The 19,089-nt window shown below is 51.1% G+C and carries 19 protein-coding genes and 1 pseudogene; 7 read left to right on the top strand and 13 right to left on the bottom strand.

All coding sequences use genetic code 11. The features are described from left to right. The first annotated feature begins 110 nt into the window (after positions 1–110). Positions 111–2,840 (top strand): aconitate hydratase AcnA, encoded by a 2,730-nt coding sequence (gene acnA / locus EDM59_RS25185; RefSeq protein WP_122926138.1) that lies wholly within the window; start codon positions 111–113, stop codon positions 2,838–2,840. A 90-nt stretch (positions 2,841–2,930) separates the two neighbouring features. On the opposite strand, the gene EDM59_RS25180 is transcribed toward acnA, so the two are convergent. Continuing rightward, positions 2,931–3,854, bottom strand: coding sequence for a DMT family transporter (locus EDM59_RS25180; RefSeq protein WP_122926137.1), 924 nt, complete (start codon positions 3,852–3,854; stop codon positions 2,931–2,933). Positions 3,855–4,008: 154 nt separating this feature from the next. Between EDM59_RS25180 and EDM59_RS25175 the strand changes: the two genes are divergently transcribed. Then, a complete protein-coding gene (locus EDM59_RS25175) occupies positions 4,009–4,341 on the top strand; it encodes a DUF3892 domain-containing protein (protein WP_122926135.1) in 333 nt (110 codons plus the stop codon). Positions 4,342–4,404: 63 nt separating this feature from the next. Here EDM59_RS25175 and EDM59_RS25170 read toward each other — a convergent pair whose 3' ends face one another. The 6 genes and pseudogenes from EDM59_RS25170 to EDM59_RS25145 form a co-directional block, all read right to left on the bottom strand. Next, positions 4,405–5,166: a class I SAM-dependent methyltransferase gene (locus EDM59_RS25170; protein WP_122926133.1), complete on the bottom strand. Its 762-nt coding sequence runs from the start codon at positions 5,164–5,166 to the stop codon at positions 4,405–4,407. A 6-nt stretch (positions 5,167–5,172) separates the two neighbouring features. Then, positions 5,173–5,770 (bottom strand): annotated as a pseudogene (locus EDM59_RS25165) (MBL fold metallo-hydrolase). 79 nt (positions 5,771–5,849) lie between these two features. Then, the gene (locus EDM59_RS25160; RefSeq protein ID WP_122926131.1) at positions 5,850–6,116 is read right to left on the bottom strand and encodes a CD3324 family protein; all 267 of its coding nucleotides are present in this window, start codon (positions 6,114–6,116) and stop codon (positions 5,850–5,852) included. Between the two features lie 172 nt (positions 6,117–6,288). Beyond that, positions 6,289–7,422 (bottom strand): response regulator, encoded by a 1,134-nt coding sequence (locus EDM59_RS25155; RefSeq protein WP_281274595.1) that lies wholly within the window; start codon positions 7,420–7,422, stop codon positions 6,289–6,291. Positions 7,423–7,641: 219 nt separating this feature from the next. Continuing rightward, the gene (locus tag EDM59_RS25150) at positions 7,642–8,145 is read right to left on the bottom strand and encodes a DUF4188 domain-containing protein (protein ID WP_122926129.1); all 504 of its coding nucleotides are present in this window, start codon (positions 8,143–8,145) and stop codon (positions 7,642–7,644) included. 7 nt (positions 8,146–8,152) lie between these two features. Further along, positions 8,153–8,776 carry a TetR/AcrR family transcriptional regulator gene (locus EDM59_RS25145; RefSeq protein WP_342769243.1) on the bottom strand — a complete coding sequence of 208 codons (624 nt, stop codon included), beginning with the start codon at positions 8,774–8,776 and terminating at the stop codon, positions 8,153–8,155. Positions 8,777–8,945: 169 nt separating this feature from the next. Here EDM59_RS25145 and EDM59_RS25140 point away from each other — a divergent pair, with 169 nt between their 5' ends. After that, positions 8,946–10,073 carry a glycosyltransferase family protein gene (locus EDM59_RS25140; protein ID WP_122926127.1) on the top strand — a complete coding sequence of 376 codons (1,128 nt, stop codon included), beginning with the start codon at positions 8,946–8,948 and terminating at the stop codon, positions 10,071–10,073. 53 nt (positions 10,074–10,126) lie between these two features. On the opposite strand, the gene EDM59_RS25135 is transcribed toward EDM59_RS25140, so the two are convergent. Beyond that, entirely contained in the window at positions 10,127–10,870 is a 744-nt protein-coding gene (locus tag EDM59_RS25135) for an IclR family transcriptional regulator (RefSeq protein WP_122926126.1), read from the bottom strand. Positions 10,871–11,104: 234 nt separating this feature from the next. Between EDM59_RS25135 and EDM59_RS25130 the strand changes: the two genes are divergently transcribed. After that, positions 11,105–11,830 (top strand): YheC/YheD family protein, encoded by a 726-nt coding sequence (locus EDM59_RS25130; RefSeq protein ID WP_122926124.1) that lies wholly within the window; start codon positions 11,105–11,107, stop codon positions 11,828–11,830. Between the two features lie 60 nt (positions 11,831–11,890). On the opposite strand, the gene EDM59_RS25125 is transcribed toward EDM59_RS25130, so the two are convergent. After that, positions 11,891–12,718 carry an aldo/keto reductase gene (locus EDM59_RS25125; protein WP_122926123.1) on the bottom strand — a complete coding sequence of 276 codons (828 nt, stop codon included), beginning with the start codon at positions 12,716–12,718 and terminating at the stop codon, positions 11,891–11,893. 172 nt (positions 12,719–12,890) lie between these two features. Here EDM59_RS25125 and EDM59_RS25120 point away from each other — a divergent pair, with 172 nt between their 5' ends. Together EDM59_RS25120 and EDM59_RS25115 are read left to right on the top strand one after the other, a co-directional pair. Continuing rightward, positions 12,891–13,724 (top strand): hypothetical protein, encoded by an 834-nt coding sequence (locus EDM59_RS25120; RefSeq protein ID WP_122926122.1) that lies wholly within the window; start codon positions 12,891–12,893, stop codon positions 13,722–13,724. A 24-nt stretch (positions 13,725–13,748) separates the two neighbouring features. Next, positions 13,749–14,261, top strand: a complete 513-nt coding sequence (locus EDM59_RS25115; protein WP_122926121.1) for a CBO0543 family protein — start codon at positions 13,749–13,751, stop codon at positions 14,259–14,261. Between the two features lie 205 nt (positions 14,262–14,466). Here EDM59_RS25115 and EDM59_RS25110 read toward each other — a convergent pair whose 3' ends face one another. Then, positions 14,467–15,105, bottom strand: a complete 639-nt coding sequence (locus tag EDM59_RS25110) for a pyridoxamine 5'-phosphate oxidase family protein (RefSeq protein ID WP_122926120.1) — start codon at positions 15,103–15,105, stop codon at positions 14,467–14,469. Between the two features lie 81 nt (positions 15,106–15,186). Further along, a complete protein-coding gene (locus EDM59_RS25105; protein ID WP_122926259.1) occupies positions 15,187–16,110 on the bottom strand; it encodes a GntR family transcriptional regulator in 924 nt (307 codons plus the stop codon). Positions 16,111–16,401: 291 nt separating this feature from the next. Here EDM59_RS25105 and EDM59_RS25100 point away from each other — a divergent pair, with 291 nt between their 5' ends. Beyond that, positions 16,402–16,767, top strand: coding sequence for a GNAT family N-acetyltransferase (locus EDM59_RS25100; RefSeq protein ID WP_246011242.1), 366 nt, complete (start codon positions 16,402–16,404; stop codon positions 16,765–16,767). 48 nt (positions 16,768–16,815) lie between these two features. Here EDM59_RS25100 and EDM59_RS25095 read toward each other — a convergent pair whose 3' ends face one another. Together EDM59_RS25095 and hutI are read right to left on the bottom strand one after the other, a co-directional pair. Next, positions 16,816–17,811 (bottom strand): agmatinase family protein, encoded by a 996-nt coding sequence (locus EDM59_RS25095; RefSeq protein ID WP_122926118.1) that lies wholly within the window; start codon positions 17,809–17,811, stop codon positions 16,816–16,818. Continuing rightward, entirely contained in the window at positions 17,811–19,085 is a 1,275-nt protein-coding gene (hutI, locus tag EDM59_RS25090; RefSeq protein WP_122926116.1) for an imidazolonepropionase, read from the bottom strand. The genes EDM59_RS25095 and hutI overlap by 1 nt, the downstream gene beginning before the upstream one ends. Positions 19,086–19,089 lie beyond the last annotated feature (4 nt).

Below are 19,089 nucleotides of genomic sequence, written 5' to 3'. Positions count from 1 at the left end.
TTGGGGTAGATGACAAGAAACAAATCGAGTATAATAGGTTCGTAATGAAGGAAACGAAACTGCGTTTCACCTGATGAAACCCCAAGAATTCTTTAGGGAGGTTGTATACATTGGCTAACAAAGATGCTTACAAAGTAAAATCTTCCCTGCAAGTAGGCGACAAGTCTTTCGCGTACTATCGCCTGCAAGGGTTGGAAGAACAAGGCGTTGGAGAAGTTTCCAAGCTGCCGTTCTCCATTAAAGTTCTGCTCGAGGCTGCTGTACGTCAGTTCGATGGCCGCGCTATCACCAAAGAACACGTACAACAACTGGCGACCTGGACAAAAGGCCGCGACGAAAACCAAGAAGTACCACTCATGCCTGCACGGATCGTACTGCAAGACTTCACCGGTGTTCCTGCCGTTGTAGACTTGGCTGCTATGCGTATCGCGATGAAGCGCGCTGGTGGAGATCCAAAACGAATCAACCCATTGGTTCCAGTTGACCTGGTTATCGACCACTCCGTCATGGTTGACGATTTCGGTAACGCATCTGCTCTGGACAACAACATGAAACTGGAATTCGAACGCAACCAAGAGCGCTACCGCTTCCTGCGTTGGGCACAAACTGCGTTTGACAACTTCCGTGCGGTTCCTCCAGCAACGGGTATCGTTCACCAAGTAAACCTGGAGTATCTGGCAACTGTTATCGCTACTCGTGAAGTAGATGGCGAACTGGTAGCTTTCCCTGACTCTCTCGTAGGTACTGACTCCCACACCACTATGATCAACGGTCTTGGTGTTCTTGGCTGGGGCGTTGGCGGTATCGAGGCAGAAGCAGGAATGCTCGGCCAACCTCTGTATTTCGTAACACCAGAAGTCGTTGGTTTCAAATTGACTGGTACCCTGAGTGCTGGTGCAACTGCAACTGACCTGGCTCTGACTGTTACCCAAATGCTGCGTAAAAAAGGCGTTGTAGGGAAATTCGTAGAGTTCTACGGACCTGGCCTGTCCAACATCTCGCTGGCTGACCGTGCGACTGTTGCGAACATGGCTCCTGAATACGGCGCTACGATGGGCTTCTTCCCAGTAGACTCCGAAACGCTCAACTATATGCGTCAAACAGGTCGCGAAGAAGATCTGATCTCCCTGGTGGAAACATACACCAAAGCACAAGGGCTCTTCCGTACCGACGAAACGCCAGACCCAGTATTCTCCGAAACATTGGAACTGGATCTGTCCACTGTAGTACCGAGCCTCGCAGGTCCAAAACGTCCTCAAGACCGCGTAGAGTTGACTGCTATGAAGGAATCCTTCAACAACAGCTTGCGTACGCCGATCGATAAAGGCGGTTTTGGTCTCTCCGATGAGAAAATCGCAGCTTCCGCACCAGTTGTTTATGCAAATGGCGAGAAAGCTACATTGAAAACAGGTGCAGTAGTAATCGCAGCGATCACTTCCTGTACCAATACTTCTAACCCAAGTGTAATGCTCGGCGCAGGTATCCTGGCGAAAAAAGCGGTGGAAAAAGGTCTGACCAAACCAGCTTACGTGAAGAGCTCCCTGGCTCCAGGCTCCCGTGTTGTTACGCAATACCTGAAAGACGCTGGCCTGATCGATTCCCTCGACGCTATCGGCTTCAACGTCGTAGGTTATGGTTGCACCACTTGCATCGGTAACTCCGGTCCATTGCCAGAGGAAACCAGCAAAGCAATCGCTGATGAAGATCTGACTGTAGCAGCTGTCCTATCCGGTAACCGTAACTTCGAAGGACGTATCCATGCACAGGTAAAAGCGAACTACCTCGCTTCTCCTCCACTCGTTATTGCATACGCACTGGCGGGTACTGTGGATATCGATCTGTCTACCGAACCAATCGGTACTGGCAAAGACGGTGAGCCAGTATTCCTGAAAGACATCTGGCCATCTCCACAAGAGATCGCAGCAGCGATGGACAAAGCTATGAACCCAGCTCTGTTCCGTGCCGAGTACGGTCAAGTGTTTACACAAAACGAAGCTTGGAATCAAATCGACGTTCCAACTGGCGATCTGTACGAGTGGGATGAAAAATCCACCTACATCCAAGAACCGCCATTCTTCAAAAACCTGGCTGGCGAAATCGCAGCGATCGCAGACATCAAAGCAGCGAAAACAATCGCTCTGTTCGGTGACTCTGTGACAACTGACCACATCTCCCCAGCAGGTAACATCTCGCCAACCAGCCCTGCAGGTCTCTATCTGCAAGCGAACGGCGTAGAACGCAAAGACTTCAACTCCTACGGTGCTCGCCGTGGTAGCCATGACGTAATGATGCGCGGTACTTTCGCGAACATTCGTATCCGCAACCAAGTGGCTCCTGGCACGGAGGGTGGCGTAACGAAATACCTGCCAACTGACGAAGTCATGTCCATCTACGATGCTTCCATGAAGTATCAAGCAGACGGTACTCCACTCGTTGTACTGGCTGGTAAAGAGTACGGTACTGGTTCTTCCCGTGACTGGGCAGCAAAAGGTACATTCCTCTTGGGCATCAAAGCGGTTATTGCTGAGAGCTTCGAGCGTATCCACCGTGCAAACCTGGTAGGTATGGGCGTACTCCCTCTGCAATTCGTAGACGGCCAAAGCTGGAAAACACTGAACATCGACGGAACAGAATCCTTCAGCATTGTAGGTCTGTCCGATGACGTTCAACCAGGCCAACGCGTAAAAGTACAGGCTACCCGCAAAGACGGCAGCAGCTTCGAATTCGAAGTACTGGTTCGTCTGGACTCCATGGTAGACGTAGACTACTATCGCAACGGCGGTATCCTGCAAACGGTACTGCGTCAGTTGCTGGATGAAGGCAAACCCGTTAACGCATAAGAAACGCTTTATCAAATAAGTTCGTAGCAGCACCCACCCATAAAAAAGGCAGCCATCGTTTCGACGATGCGCTGCCTTTTTGCTTGTCTGTTATCTATCCATCACTTCAGCGGACGATTTTGCCTGTCTGCGTTTCCACTGCTGATCGATCAAGCCGGAAGCAAACGTAACCCCGATAAAGACGAGCAGTCCTCCCCACACCTGTGACTGCGAGATCCGCTCCCCTAATGCCACGCTGATCATCGCGGTGAAGACCGGGATCAGGTTTAAGGTGATGCCTGCCTGGCTCGCTCCTACGGCTCGTACCGATACGTTCCAGAACACAAAGGAACAAATGGACGGAAACAAAACAATGTAAGCAATGCCGGTGAAAGCTAGCGGGCTCAATGCGCGAAAGTCGACCCCCTCTGCGATGACAAAAGGAAGCATCATGACAACAGCTAACGCGGTAGAAGCTGCTGTGGCCGTAATCGGCGACACCCCCTTTACCTTCTTCCCTATGATGGAATACAAGGTCCACACCAGTACACAGCACAGGACGAGCAAGTCTCCCTGATTGTAGTCCGTTTGAAAGACGCGCAAAACATGCCCTTGCGTCAAGATGACGAGCACCCCGAGTAGCGAGAGGATAAACCCGGAGGCTTGAATACGCGATACTTTTTCACGCAAGAAAAGCACCGAAAACAACACGATGACCACGGGATTTAAAGCCGTTACCAAAGCCGCATTAGTCGCGGAAGTGTGCTCGAGCGACGAGTACAGCAATACATTAAATCCGATCACCCCGAGCAGCCCCATCAAGATTAAGGGCAGCCATGCCTTTGCGACCTGTCTCCAATCCGGTTTCTCCAAAACCATCGCCAGCGGAATCAAAACGACAAGAGCCAGGACCCACCTCGCGAAAGTCAGCCACAAGGGCGTCATTTCGGTCACGACGAATTTGCCGAATATGTAGTTGCCTGCCCAGAACAAATTGCAAAAAACCAGCAGCCACCAAGCCCGTTTTCCCCCCAATGCTTCCACTCCTCGTTTGTAGACAAACTCTTTTTCTGTACTTGTACCTACCAGTATCCTCGTTATCTCCTATTATTTCAATATTGAAACTTCCAATTGCGCGCATGGCTGCTGCCATTCCTAGACACCCTTATCCATAGAGGAGGAATCTGACATGAACCCCACTAACGAAAAAGACTTTGCCCAAATTTATGCCCAGTACAAAGCAAACGGCGAGCAGCAAGCCCTTGAAGAAAACGGCGGTATGAATAACCAAGCCATCGATGGCAAAGAACAGATCGTTGCCGTACGCAAAAATGATGACGGCGATCTCATTGCCTTTAAGACAGACTCGGGAAGAGAGCTGGATTACATCACCGCCTTGAGTGAAGCCAAAGCAGGAAAGCTCGCCCATGTCGACGTCTTTCACAAGTACGGTCGGGATATTTTACGCAGCGAGCCTGACGGGATCAAGGAAAACAATCTGGACAACCTGCCCGGCTTTTAGGCTGCCCTGCTGAAAAACGAAAGAGGCCATCCGAATCGAAGCTCTCGGATGACCTCTCCTTTTTTATATCTGCCTGTCATGCAGCGCATTCGCCTTTACTGCCTGAACGATCAGGAACATGGGTCTGCGCAGCTCATCTCGCATCCCATCTACTTCATCGAGCATTTCGGCAGGAGGCATTGGTTCTTGCACGACTTTGATCGAGAATCCATTACCGATCAAGTCATTCATATAGGTTGAGACGGTTCGGTGGTACTTGATCACATTCTCGGCCAGGAAGGAGGTGCGGCGGATCCCCTCCATATGATAATGATCGACTGGCCAATACAGGCGTTTGCCTTGATCGTCGATGATCCAATCCTGTTCTTCGCGTGCAGTAAAGATCGGATGCTCGACAGATAGCAGGAAAGTACCTCCAGGCTTGAGGCATGCATGTACTTTGCTGCAAAGCTCGCCGAAGTCTTGCACGTAATGGATCGCAAGCGAACTGATTACGACGTCAAACTGGTCAGAAGGAAAAGCGATGTCCTCAATCGGCATCCGGATGTAGGTAACAGCGAGGTCATCCTCGGTCATCTCCCGTGCTTTCTGCAGCATCTTCTCCGAGAGATCCACTCCTACTACCGAGCTTGCCCCCGCTTCCCGTGCATAACGGCAGTGCCAGCCAAAGCCGCATCCCAGATCGAGCACATGCTTATCCTGCAAGTCGGGCAGCAACGCCTTGAATACATGCCATTCACCTGCCCCCTCCAAGCCTTTTTGGGACCGCGTCATTTGCTGATAGGCTGAAAAGAATTCAGCCTCATCGTATTTGTTTTGTTTCACCACTGCTCACCTCTTCTTGTAGGCTTGAATGAGTTCATGCAGAGCTTCTCTCCCGTCTCCGGCGAACAGCCCTCCGTGGTAACAGACGATCTGCTCAAAGTCATAATCCAGCAAGCGGTGAAGCGAGCGAATGGCAGCATCCAGATCCAAGGTATACTGCGGATTGGCGATAGCGAGCTTTCCATCCTCGATCACTACCGCATCACCAGTGATCAGCGTTTTGGTGCCAGCTAGATACAGGGATAGATGGCCTGGCATGTGTCCCGGGGTATGAACGATTTCTATTCCGCCGCAGCGATATTATCGTCCCCTCGATATAAGGTACTTCCGCTTCGTGCGCGATGATGGCAATCTGCGGGTACATGCGCTTCCAAGCAGCAAGTGAACCCATGTGGTCGATGTCGTGATGAGTCACAATCAATTTGGTGACTGCCGCAAGCGTCAAGCCGAAGCGGCCAACTGCCTCTGCCAGCAGCGGGACAAAATCAGGATACCCACAATCGACAAGAATGGTCTCCTGTTCATCCTGCAACAAGACGGGTGTAATAGCCTCGCGATGCCCCTGATTGGTAAACGAAATATCGAGTAAGTGGATTCCACTCATAGGTACCTCCTCATTCCCATGCTTTCCGTTCAGTTTACAGCGCGGAATGAAGAGAAGAAAGTTCATGCTTGGTACAGAATTATTTGTGATCGCGCAGGACCCTGCGGATGCTAGACTTTGTCAAGTGATACTGGAGTGCGAGTTCCTTCACCGAAGCACCTGACCGATACCCCGAGATGATCGATTCATTGCGCTTGCGCAAAAGATGCTTGGATTCCGTGCGCGTCCCCCACCGCTTCTTGTGTCCCTCGCGAACGGGAATGTACAAATAGCTGCCTTGCGTATATTCCTGAATGCTGCGCAAAAGCTCTGCCGGCAGCATTTTTTTTGCATTGACGTATTTCATTTCGCTTTGCTCCCATCTATATCACGTTTTTTTCGTATATAGAGAAGCAAAGAGCTCCGATCTGCGGTTATAGAGTAGGCTCTAAACAAAGATTTTGAGGAACTCTTTGCTTAGAGCCACATCCGGCAACGCGGACAAAGGAGTATTTCATATAAGTCACCTCCCACTTGCCTTAATTCCCGTCGATTTCGCCCCGATAGACGTGCTTCCGCTTTTGAAGCCATTCCGTTATGTCCGGGCGCGGGTCCATATCAAAGTCTTCCTGAAGCATATTCCTCAGCTGGTTGTACTGTAAAGTAACGGCCTCCCGATCTCCCACCGTATCGTACAGCTGCATGAGTGTGAAATGCAACTCCTCCAAATGCGGCAAAAACTGCAGCAAGCGCAGATACAAGGCGATCGCTTTCGGATACTCCCTTTCGCCCACCAGGTAGCGGCCCACCTGCATCGCATGATCATACCAGTCTGCCCGCAGACGTTGGCGCTCACTTTCTGCCCATAAATAGTCGTACTCCGCGAAGTAATCTCCGCGGTACTGCTCAATCAGCTCCATATGCTTACTCAGACTGTCCTCCGAGATAGGCGGCAGACTTCGCAGCTGGCTCTCCCATTCTTCCACATCCAGGCTGATCCCGCCCAGCTCCAGCAAGTATCCATCCTCATGGTTGGTGATTTTCAGGCCGATGCCCAGCCGCTCCAGGGTCTTCCGGATTTGATACACCGTTGTATACAGCAGCGAGTAGCCTTTCTTCCATTCCATGTCCGTCCAAAAAAGCTCCAGCAGGTAATCTTTTCGGACAGGCTTTCCCCGGCGGTGAATCAGAAACGCGAACAGCTCCTGCGCCTTTGCGGTCCGCCAGCGGATGGTCTGAAGCCCATCGCCAGCTACCTCGATTTGCAAGGATTGGAAGCAGTGGATTCTTGTCTGCGGGGGGCCTGTCCGTTTCTCCTCGGCCATCCATTCCTTTTCTTTTTGCAGTCGCTTCAAGGTTTTCTGCAATCGTTCACGCTGTACCGGCTTCAAAACGTAATCCAAGGCATCCAGCTCAAATGCCTTCACTGCATATTCCTCGTACGCGGTCACGAAAACAATATCGATATCCGGCAAAAGAAGGGAAATCTCCTCTGCTATTTCGATCCCATCCCTCTCCGGCATTTCGACATCCAGAAACACGACGTCTGGCCGCAGGTTTGGTATATCATGTAGTGCCTTGACAGAATCTTGATACCTTCCCACGATCGCTATGCCTTCTATTCCATCCAGTATTTTCTCCATATACTGAATCGCCAAGCGTTCATCATCGATCAGTACAACTCTCAGCTTTGTCCCCTCCAGTCCCTTCTCAAACCGCTTCTCTCTCTGCTGCTTTTTTCCCTAACGATTTCCATCCATATGCATCCGAGCGATCTGCACATAGAGAAAGAACCGCTACTCGCGGCTCTTTCCCGTTTTTTCATGTATTCGCTTCCCAGCTAGAATATCCTCCCAGCCAGAATGGATCCTGCCCTGCCAGCTCGCCTCGGCTTATTGTGGAGGAGTGGGAACAGCGGGCTCGTTTTGCCCTCCTAAACGCCGCCTGGCCGTTTCCCGCATTCCGACTGCTGGCAGATGCTCGCCTGCTTTCGCCAGCCCCCATACAGGCATGTTTCCATACAGGCACTCATACTTCCCAGCATCTACGAGGTACGTCTCGTGAAAGATCCCAACCGTCCCATCTGACCCGATCGACTGGTTGAACTTTTTCCAAGCCGTTAAATGGTTGTGGCTGTTCCTCGCATACTTTTCCAAGTCCTCATAAGAGCGCCAATACTGAATCTGCGTGACTTCACGCAAATTCATGTGGGAGGAATTCCCCAAAAAGCCGAGCTCCGGGTGCTCATACAGCTCCTTAAGCATGCCGCCCATGGCTGTCGCAACAGGAACCCATTTATGAAAGGCCCATAAGCGGTTCACGCGCATGCCGATGATGAACACGACAAAGGGGCCTTCCATGCGAGCCGTAAATCTTCCAGGGACTACTTTTGCCATCGGTCACTTACCTCCTCAGTAATTTGAGGTGCCTATCGTAATACGCCATATAATCGGTGGAACGAAACAGATGTGCGGATAAAAAGGCACCGTAGAAGATCGAGAAAAGAAGCTCCACCGCTTCTTCAGCCGTTACTGGGTCCACGAGCTCTCCCTCTTCCTTGATCTCTTTCACGCAGCGCTTGAAAATTTGATCCAGCGTTACCTCTTCAACTCCATGGGTATCTCTTTCCGGAAATAGCAACGAAAGCTCTGCTTCCGTCAGCTTCGGCACCCACGGATGCATTTTTTGCTCGGACAAAAAGCTGATCAGACTCAGCATAACCCCAGGTTGTTCCTTAGCATCCTCTGCCACTTTTCCGTAAATATGACGAACTCCCTCCCACCCCCGCTTGCCGGTATCGACGAGCTCCAAAAAACATTGCGCCTGCCAGACACTCATGAAAAAGATGAGCACATCTTCTTTTTGCGGGAAAAACTTGAAAAAAGTAACTTTGGAGACGTCCACCTGCTGACAGATTTCTTCTACAGGCACCTGCCGAAAGGAACGCTCCCCGATCAGATTCAGACTGGCATGCAGCAATGCGAGCTTGGTTTTCGCCTTTTTCTTTTCGCGCAACGATAGTGTCATGATGATCTCCTGTTTCCGTTTCAATATCTACATAATAATCAATAAATTAACTCGAGTAAAGTTTTTTATTCAAGTAAGTAAATGTTCCTTCTCGATTTTCTCCTTTCGGGTAGCCATCCGCCTCTAATCCCAATACCATAGTGGAGAGCCCTGTGAAGGAGAGAATCACGTGAGAATCTGTTTTTATTGCAATCTCATCGAATTCAAGCCAAAGGGAAATGTTCTGCAGTTCTTCATCCTACTGCGCGCGCTCGATCGCAAGCTGGCCCAGCTGCCCGAGTCCGAGCGTCAACACTATTCGCTCGAGTGTGTCCTTCCCTTTCGCTTTCGAGACGGGATGGGTGGCTTTACCTTTCAGCATATCCGCTTTTTCCAAGCCAATGATCCTCATGAGGAAATCATTGCCCGCGACCGGAAAAAGCCCTATGATTTCATTTTCATCCGCGGTCGCAATGAGGCTGTAAAGCTGCTAAGAATGAAACGATCGCTCAGCTCCAAGCTTTTGTTTTTGGCCATCCAGTACAATCTCCACGATCCGTATATTATGCGAAGGCTCGATTACGTCTTTCGCCATTCCCGCGTTGTCTTTTTTCAAACCGAGCCAAATGCCGAGCGCTACCGTCTCTATCAATTACAGAAAGGCTCTTATGCCCCCGAGGAGCTTCTCCGCAAAATCCAGGTGCTTCCCCAGTTTGTCGAGCCCATGCCAGACCTCAATCTCCGCCGCTCCCCCTCTGATCCACTCGATCTGATCCAAGCTGGCGTGATTCGGCCGCGCTATGGGTTGCCTGTTGCGACCAAGGCCATCAGGCTCATACGCAAAGATTTTCCCGACGCCAAGCTGCGGGTACTCTACCCCTCTATCGTCGGAAAATACCGCAAGCAGGCAGAAAAATTGCTGCGCAGGCCCGGCGTCGCGGATCACGGACAAAAATCGATGTGGAAAACGAAAGAGATGATCGTCAAAAGCGGGATCGGCGTTGCCCTCCTCTATGACAAAACCGAAGACCGCAACCCCTCACACTCTTATTTATCCCGCATTCTGGAGTATATGGGGCTCGGTGTTCCTGTATTGACCACGCGGACCGTCGGCAACCTGGCCTTGCTCGGTAACGAATACCCTCTGTTCGTCGAGGACGCCTACGACATCGCTTACCACTACGAGCGGCTGACCAATCCCTCCTATTACGAAGCCATGAGCCAGTACGTCAAAGAACGGGGCAGCCGTTTTCTCGCCGATGAAGGCGTCAAATCCTTTTGGACTGTTTTGCAAAACGAGCACAAACGAGGAATGTAGCTGTATAAAAAAAGCCAACACGTCCCACCGATCGGGCTGTGTTGGCTTTGGAGCTATTTCATCATTTTTCCCATACGATAGGCCGCTTCCTTGATGAATGGCGCATACTGACTCATCTTCTCCTGCGTCAGACGGTTTGACGGTCCTGAAGCGGCAATCGATGCCACCAGTTGTCCATTTCGATTAAAGATCGGGGCTGCAACAGCTGCCGTCCCCAACTCCCTCTCTTCCACACTTGTCGCAAAGCCTTGCTGCCGGATCTGCTCGAGCTGCTCTACATACGATTCCCTGCTAACAAAGTCCGGCCAATCGGGATCCTCTAAAAGCTCTCTGGCAACAGCCGCACCTGCATAGGCTACGAGCACTTTGCTGGAGGCTCCTACCGTCAGCGGCATTCGAGCCCCGATCGGCGCCACCCTGCGGATCGGCTGCTTGCTCTGCACAGCTTGAATGCGGATCCGTTCCATCCCATCCCTTACATACAAGCTGATCGTTTCCTCTACCAAATCGCGCAGCCGCTCCATCTCCGGCAGAAGCATCGTAGCAGGGTCATCATTATGGGTAAGATTTGCAGACAACTCCCAAATTCGAAAGCCGAGTCGATATTTTTCCGTCTCGACGTCACGGATCAGAAACCCTTTGTTTTCCAAAGTTGCTAGCAAACGATGCACCGTGCTTTTATGAAGCGAGAGTCTGCTGGAGATCTCGCTCAAGCCCAGGTCGGTAGCATCTGTGAAGCATAGCAAAATATCCAGAGCCCGCTCGACCGCCCGCACGTTTGCTTTTTGTTCTTCCATCTTTCATTACACCTGCTTCCTTCTTGGTTCCGTACGTTTCATCTGATGAAACTAATATGCTACTTTTCAGTATACGAAAAAAATGTGTATAGTAAAGAGCGAAAATGACGAGTTTTTGTCATCCCTTCCCATTTTTCAGTCAGTAGGACACTCCCACAAGCGATGAAACAAAAGGGACATACATTAGTATGGAACACCGCTTGTTTCAATTCAGGATTGGGGGAATGACCTCACATGGGCGTAAGTGAATCAAAGCTAACCAAGTACTACGTCCTGCGCGCCAGCTCTGCTCTTGCAGGGACTCTGCCGCGCACGAAGCCTTTTTCCAAAAGGTCTCTGTATGAGTTTCTTGATCGGTATCGAAAAGTGATCGCCAAACCCGCCTCTGGCAGCGGCGGTGCAGGCGTCATGATGATATCCAGCAAAGGCAGCAGCACCTATCGCGTACAGCGCGGCGCAAAAAAACGAACCATTCGCGGCAAAAAGGACACCTATCATTACTTACGCAAGAAAATGGGCGCTCGTTACCTCGTTCAGCGTGGAATCTCACTCGCCAGGATCAACGGACGCCCCTTTGATGTGCGTGTCATGGTACAGCGTCGTCCCGGCTCCCAATGGGTCGTCACCGGAATGCTCGCCAAGGTTGCCGGCAGAGGCTATATCATCACCAATATCAAACGCAGCGGTGGACGTGTCCTTCCCTTGCGTACAGCGATTCGCTCTTCCAATATTCGCGGCGCTTCCTCCGATGCGGTGATGGCACGCTTGCGCCGGATCGCTCTGCTCGCTGCAAGCAGACTCGTCACCTATTATACCTCGCAAAACGTATTCGGCTTTGACATGGGGATCGATTCGAGCGGCAAGGTATGGATTATCGAAGCCAATCTGCGCCCAGACATCACGTTGTTTCTCAAACTATCGGATAAAGGGATGTACCGGACAATTGTCAGCTATCGCTGAATCTGTTCTCTACAAAAAAAAAGGGCAGCCGCGTAATAAAACGGCTTCCCTTTTTCTCTATTAAAAGTTAAAGTTGTCCGGGTCTGCCCCGAATCGCTTGTTTTCATTGAGAGCGTTGATCTTCTCAACATCCTCTGCAGTGAGAGAGAAATCAAACACATCCGCATTTTGCGCGATTCGTGCTGGTGTGATCGATTTCGGAATCGTCACAACCTTTTTCTCAAGATCCCAGCGAATGATAATCTGGGCTGGTGATTTGCCGTACTTTTGTCCGAGCTCGACAAGCAGCGGATGATCCAGATTCCCCTGCATCAAAGGACTCCACGCTTCCATTTGAATGCCGTTTTCTTGGCAGTAGCCAAGCAGCTCTTTTTGAGTGAGCAGCGGATGAAACTCGACTTGGTTGACTGCTGGGATGATCTCACTGTTTTGACGCAGATCTTCCAGGTGGTGCGTATGGAAGTTGCTGACGCCAATTGCACGTACATAACCGTCACGGTACAATTTCTCCAGCGCTCTCCACGTCTCCACATACTTGCCTTTTACTGGCCAGTGAATCAGATACAAATCCAGCGTCTCGATTCCCAGTCGCTTTACACTGTCGTCAAATGCTTTCAGTGTGGAATCATAGCCTTGATCTGCGTTCCATACTTTCGTGGTGATGAAAAGCTGATCGCGATCGATCCCCGCTTGACGGATTCCTTCGCCGACACCAACCTCGTTGCCATAGACTGCTGCTGTGTCAATGCTGCGGTAGCCAGATTTGATGGCAGAGCGGACAGCACCTGTCACTTCTTCCCCATCTTTTGCCTTCCAGACACCAAGTCCCAACCAGGGCATTTTCACCCCGTTGTTCAATACAGAATGATCCGAGATATTTGTTGCCATCCGATCTCCTCCCGTCACCCTTTAATTATGTACGTACAATAAGTAAGTGTATCACAAGTAGACTACCATAAAAAGGGTAATGTCATCTGTAAAAATTTTACATTTCTTGTTATTTCCTTGTATCAGAGGAAATACTGTAATATGCAAGCATTTACACTGAAGGTGAAATCATATGCCGAAATATTTCTGGTATGGCTCCTTGGTGATCGCTGCTCTGCTGATTCTGGGGTATACGCTCTGGAAAACAAGAGATTTGCGCTTACTCGTCCTCCATTTTTGTTTGGCCGGTCTGATCGATCCGCTCGAATACGTCATCCTCATTCTTCTGCCCTCCTATCAATACTATTCTGACGTGATGGGCAATCCCTGGATCGACAACATGCTCGGCTCCTTTGCCTCAAATGATTTTATCGTTCCTTCCGTGGCAGTAGCTGCTGCTGCCTTCCAGCTTCGTTTTCTTTGGCTTCTTTGTCTATCCATTTTGTTCATGGGAATCGAATGGTTGTTTTTGTCTTTACACGCATATGCGCATTATTGGTGGACAACCATCTACACGGGAATCGGCATCCTTCTTTTTTTCTGGATCGCTCAATGGATCTGGGGGAGCGTTCGCGACGGCAAAGTGACCAAGCCGCTCTTGTTTGTGTACACGTTTTTTGTCTACCTCTTCCTCTACGGATCTTCTCATTTCATTCAAGGTCATTTTATGGATGTCCATGAGCTGCAGGTAGGCTGGTTTTCAGATCCGACCCGAGATCATATCGCGATAGGCGAACTGCTTGAAGGCTTTGCTGCGCTTATTGCTGCTTTTTCATTTTTCCTGAAAGTACCTGGGAAAGTCGGTTTCATGGCCATCCTTCTTTCCTTCGACTTTCTCCTGCTAGCTTCATCCATCATACAAATAGACGATGCGTGGGAATTCATTTTCTATGTGCTCCTGCAGCTGGTATGGATCCTTGTAGTACACGCAATCGTTCGGTATGGCACACGTAGAAAAGCTTGCTAAACCTGCTTGTGGGAGCTGAAACGCATGCATGTAGTCCTCATTCTCTGGTCTGTGTTTGCCGCATGGCGCTGGGGTGACTGGAAGCACTGGCAAAAATATCACACCACCATGCTTTTTATCGCCCTCTCCAGCGCCATGTACGACGTGCTTGTAAATGACGGCGCGTATTATTTATGGAGATATATCGGAAATTCGTATGTAAGTGAAGAAATCGCCAGCCTGCTTTATACGGTGATCGCCTTTCCAGCTACCGCTTTGCTTTTTCTATCCAACTATCCTGAAGAAGCAGGGAAACGAGTATGGCACATCGTCAAGTATGTTGCCATTTACGTGATTCTGGAAATCATCGGTCTTTCTCTAGGCACGATCTCGCACGCTCACTCCTGGAACATGTGGTGGTCTACTGCATTCAACTTGACCATGTTCTCCATTTTGCGGCTGCATTTTCAGAAGCCGCTAGCCGCTTACCTTCTCTCGTTTGTCATTGCTTCTTACCTGATGTTTCACTTCCACGTCTCGCTTTGGGACTCGGAGTAAGAAAACCTCTAACGATGCCTGTTCGAGGAGGAGCAACCGCGTTTTAGCGGAAAGTTTTTACCGAAGGAATGCCAGAAGCGGACGCTGAGGCACTTCGTCATGCGCTCCGGAATTCATAAGCATTACGCTTATAAATTCCTATACGTTAAGAAAAAAAGCCGCCGGAAGCGGTTTGCTTCCTGACGGCTGCGAGTCTCCTCGCCGCTTAATACAAACGGTTGGTGTAGCTGTCCTGCAAGCCCGTAGACACATCTTTGACGGTTACATCGGGAAGATTTACATGAGCTGCCAGTACCTTCGCCATATTCGGGACAGTCTCTTTTTCCGGCCACTTTTCAGGCTGCCACAGACCGGAGCGCATGAAGGCCTTCGCACAGTGCACATAGCACTCCTCGACTTGTACACCGATCCCTACGGTTGGCACTTTCCCGTTCACTGCCATTTTTTCCAAAATTTCTTGGTCGCGCACAATGCAAGCCTGTCCGTTTATGCGCAGCGTTTCTTGCAGCGTCGGAATGATAAAGATCAGACCGACATGCGGATTCGCCAGTATGTTGCGCAGCGAGTCCATCCGCTTGTTTCCCGGTCGCTCTGGAATCACCAGATGGCGATCGTCCAAAACGTGGACGAAGCCAGGAGCATCTCCGCGTGGCGAAGCATCGCAATTTCCTTCTGCATTCGCCGTAGATAGAACGAGAAACGGCGCTTTTGCAATGTAATCGCGGCAGTGCTCGTCGATATGATGAATGGTTTTGTTTTGAACCAAGCGGCTTGGTTCTCCGAAGAGCTCATTGAGCTGGGTTTCGTCTTGAATCACTTCCCGAAATTTTCCGAATCCTTTCAAGCAGAACACCTCTTTCATCAAATAGGTTATGCCTATCCTCATCTTAGCACGGCGTTTCATTCTAGCAACCGAGCACTTGTTCTACATGTTGGATGCAGGATCGGTGCAAGCACGCTTCCCTTCCACGTATTGCTGGATGTACTGTACAGACTGGGCACTCAGGCAGCGGTCTTCAATCAACAGTTGCGCAAAGCGCGAATGCCTCTGCAAATAAGGACTTACCAGGCTAGTGCTGACAATGAGGTCAGGTTTGGCTGCGATGACGGCGTCCAAGGAAGCCGGATACTCGAGCGAGCCTACGATCAGCTCCACATGGGACAATTCGGCGTTGACGATCGATTGGCGAAAATTTTCTGCGCCTTGCCAAGTCGTTCCTGCAATCCCTACCTTGCTCCCGGCAGGCAGCTCCTGAAGCCTCCTGATGCTTTGCAGATTCGACTCGATGAGGCACGCGATCACCTTTGGCTGGTAGGCACCGCCTAGTCGCTCGATGATAGGCTGCACTTCTTCAATGTGGAGGAACGTCGTCACGATGAGATCGTAGTAGCCGCTCTGGATGCTTCCTCCGAGTATCTCCAAATCCTGCACGAGGCAAGGCTTAACGACATAGCCAGTCGCTTTCTCCAATTCCACGGCATACTCTTGGGCCTGGGGAACATTGCATTCCACAAACAGGAGCACGGGCTTGGACGGGGCAGAAAGCTCTTTTGCCATGCCAGCATCCCCGAACGGCTCCGAAACTGCCTCGACGACCGCAGCCAGGGGAGGCTGCGCGTGCACAAAGACTCCCTTGCCGGCCTGGATCTGGACATAACCATCCTGCTCCAGCTCTGCATAAGCTTTTTGCACCGTACTCTGGTTGATTCGCAAAAATCCTGCCAGCTCACTCACACTGGGCAGCTGCTCATGCGGCTGATAGAGTCCTTTATCGATCAACTTTTTGAACTGTTCTTTCAATTGAACATATATAGGAACGGAAAGGAATTCATTAATCGTAAACTTCACGGGGTTCACCTCTGTCCGAAAGGGATTTGCCGGGATACTGTCATCGTACAATGCGATAACCTATCTAGCAAGAAGCGAACTTCTCCTTCCACAGCCATTGCGGGAGGATGTGAAGAAAATGTGTACAAAAAAGAAAGAATGGCCTCGTGCGTGCTCTCGCGCTCGGGCTGTGTCCCTAATTCCTCCGAGTAGATGGCAGGTGTTTTTACAAAGTTCCAGAAAAACGAGAGAGACAATGGGTAAAAAGGAGGCTATCCTCTATGGCTCAAGTCACACTGGCACCGATCACTTCTGAAAACTGGCGAGAAGCCCTGGCGCTTTCCCGTATCTGCAAATCAGCAGGCAATGGTAGGCTTCTTCAATCTGCACGATACACCCGGCAGCACGGAAGACTATTGGCTGTTTCCCTTTTTCATCGACAAAAGCTATCAACGAAATGGCTTCGGGGCTGCAGCGATCGAAGAGTTGTGCAGGCATCTGAAAGAAAACCAGCCGGATTGCCAGCTCACACGCTTGACTGTGCACCCCGAAAATGACGCAGGTGTGAAGTTTTACACGACTCTTGGATTTACAGATGATCATGTTCTCACGTATGGCGAACCTACCTTTTCTCTCTGCCTCCGGGGAGGCAACCAACAACAAGGCTACCGCTCTTAGTCGGTAGCCTTGCCTTCTTGCAGCTGATTATTGAACCTGTTTTCTCGTCTATTGCTCCCGCTGCTTGAAGCCCGTCAAAAAAGACAGCATGACATGCACAGCTGCTTTGACGGTAGCTTCTCCCCGATCTTTAAATGGATCGAGGCAAACGAGATCCATCGCTTTCACTTTCTTGCACAAGCCAGCCGCATGGACCGCTTCAAACAGCTCATCGCTTCGCATCCCGCCAGGAGTCGAAGCAGGTACACCTGGACCATAGCTGATATCGAGCACATCCATATCTACGGTGAGATAGATCGTGTCGACCCGCTCACCCAGCTTGACGAGTGCATCGCGTACCGTCTCGGCAACCCCTTTGGCCCGCGCCTGACGCAGAGTCGTATAGTGCACGCCTACTTCGTCCGCATATGCTTTCAGCGAACGGGCGTTGAAAAATCCGTGCAGGCCGATATTGTGCACATCCTCCCCCGCCACGGTTCCACTTTCGATGAGGTTGCGAATGGGCGTCCCGTTGGATGGACCATTATCCGCCAAGTCACGCAGGTCAAAATGGGTGTCCAGCTGCAAAATGCCGACACGCTCTTTCGGGTGCGCGTCTTTGTAGCCTTTGATCAGCATGGCCGTTATCGAGTGATCTCCGCCCATCATTATCGGAAGTACGTGCGGATGATGAGTGCGCATCGCGTGCATGGCTTCCCGTATATGGCTGTGACACTTTGCGATGTCCGTCACGTGCTGGCGTACATCTCCCACATCCACTACATGCAGCTCGCTCAATTCTACATCGTGATCCAGATTGTAGGTAGTAAAATACTTCCATGCACGGCGCATGGCATCTGGATTTTCGCTGGCAGCTGATGCCGAGATGGACGAGCGTGACAGCGGCACTCCCAAAAGAGCAACATCGACGTTCGACCAGTCAAACTCCCCTGCTCGCGCTGCATCCAGCGTTTGAATCCACTCATTTACTTTTGGCTCAGCCGGGGCAGCACTTCTGTCCCAGGCAAAGCTGGGCGGCTTTAAGAGCGGGTACGGATAGCTCATCACACCAAAGTCCCTTCCGCCACGACCACGGCTCCCTTTTTGATCACGGTATGCACATGGTTCACGCCATATCGGTATTGCAGCGTCATGAAGTCCGGTACATCAAAGATCGTGATGTCCGCAAGCTTGCCTGCCTCGATGCTCCCGATCTCGTGGGCACGTTTAATAGCATGGGCCGCATTGATCGTCGCAGCCGTCAGCACCTCGGCAGGCGTCATCCCCATCTTGAGGCAGCCCAGATTCATGATAAGCGGCATGGAGACCGTAGGCGACGAGCCCGGGTTGCAATCGGTTGAGATCGCGACGGCGACTTTCGCATCGATCATTTTGCGGCCATTCGCTGACTCTGCCATCAGGAAAAAGGCTGTCCCTGGCAATAGCACCGCGATGACGCCCGCTTCCGCCATTCGCTCGATGCCCGTGTCGGATGCACGCAGCAAGTGATCCGCTGACACTGCCCCAATCTCAGCGGCCAGCTCTGCTCCTTCATAAGGCTCGATCTCATCGGCATGGATCTTCGGCAAAAGTCCATGCTCCACCCCAGCCTCCAGGATTCGGCGCGACTGCTCGGGTGTGAAGACCCCTCGCTCGCAAAAGACATCGTTAAACACCGCGAGCTTTCGGCGTGCGACCTCTGGGATCATCTCTTGGATCACCACATCGACAAATGCATCGGGGTTTTCCCGATAATCCTTTGGAACAGCGTGCGCTCCCATAAAGGTGCTGACCAGATCAACGGGATGTTCTTCGTCCAGCTGCTTGGCGACTTCCAGCTGCTTGATTTCATCCTCGAGCGTCAAGCCATATCCGCTCTTCGCTTCCACCGTCGTCACACCGTGCAGCAGGAATAGATCCAGCCGCTTTTTGCTCTCCTGATACAGCTGTTCATGAGAGGCTTTTTGTGTTGCAGCCGTTGTCGCGTGGATGCCTCCACCGTTGTTCATGATCTCCATGTAGGTAGCGCCGTTCAGCCGCATGTTGAATTCGTTTTCGCGTGTTCCCGCATGCACCAGATGCGTGTGCGGATCGATCAGACCGGGCGTGACAAGCCGACCAGTGGCATCGATGATATCCGCTTCCTCCAAACGCTTGCGGTAGATCTCTTCCAGCTCTGCGTCCGTACCCACACTTGCGATCCTGCCGTTTTCCAGCCATACGCTTCCGTCCTCGATGATGGCAAGCTCATTCATTCTCTCTCCAACTACAGGAGAGGAAGAGCCGCCAGCCAGCGTGACAAGCTGACTGGCATGGCGAATCCATACAGGTCTATTCATCGCT

The organism is Brevibacillus nitrificans (genome assembly GCF_003710965.1).
Lineage (GTDB): Bacteria > Bacillota > Bacilli > Brevibacillales > Brevibacillaceae > Brevibacillus > Brevibacillus centrosporus.
This window is presented reverse-complemented; position numbering and strand designations above follow the sequence as displayed.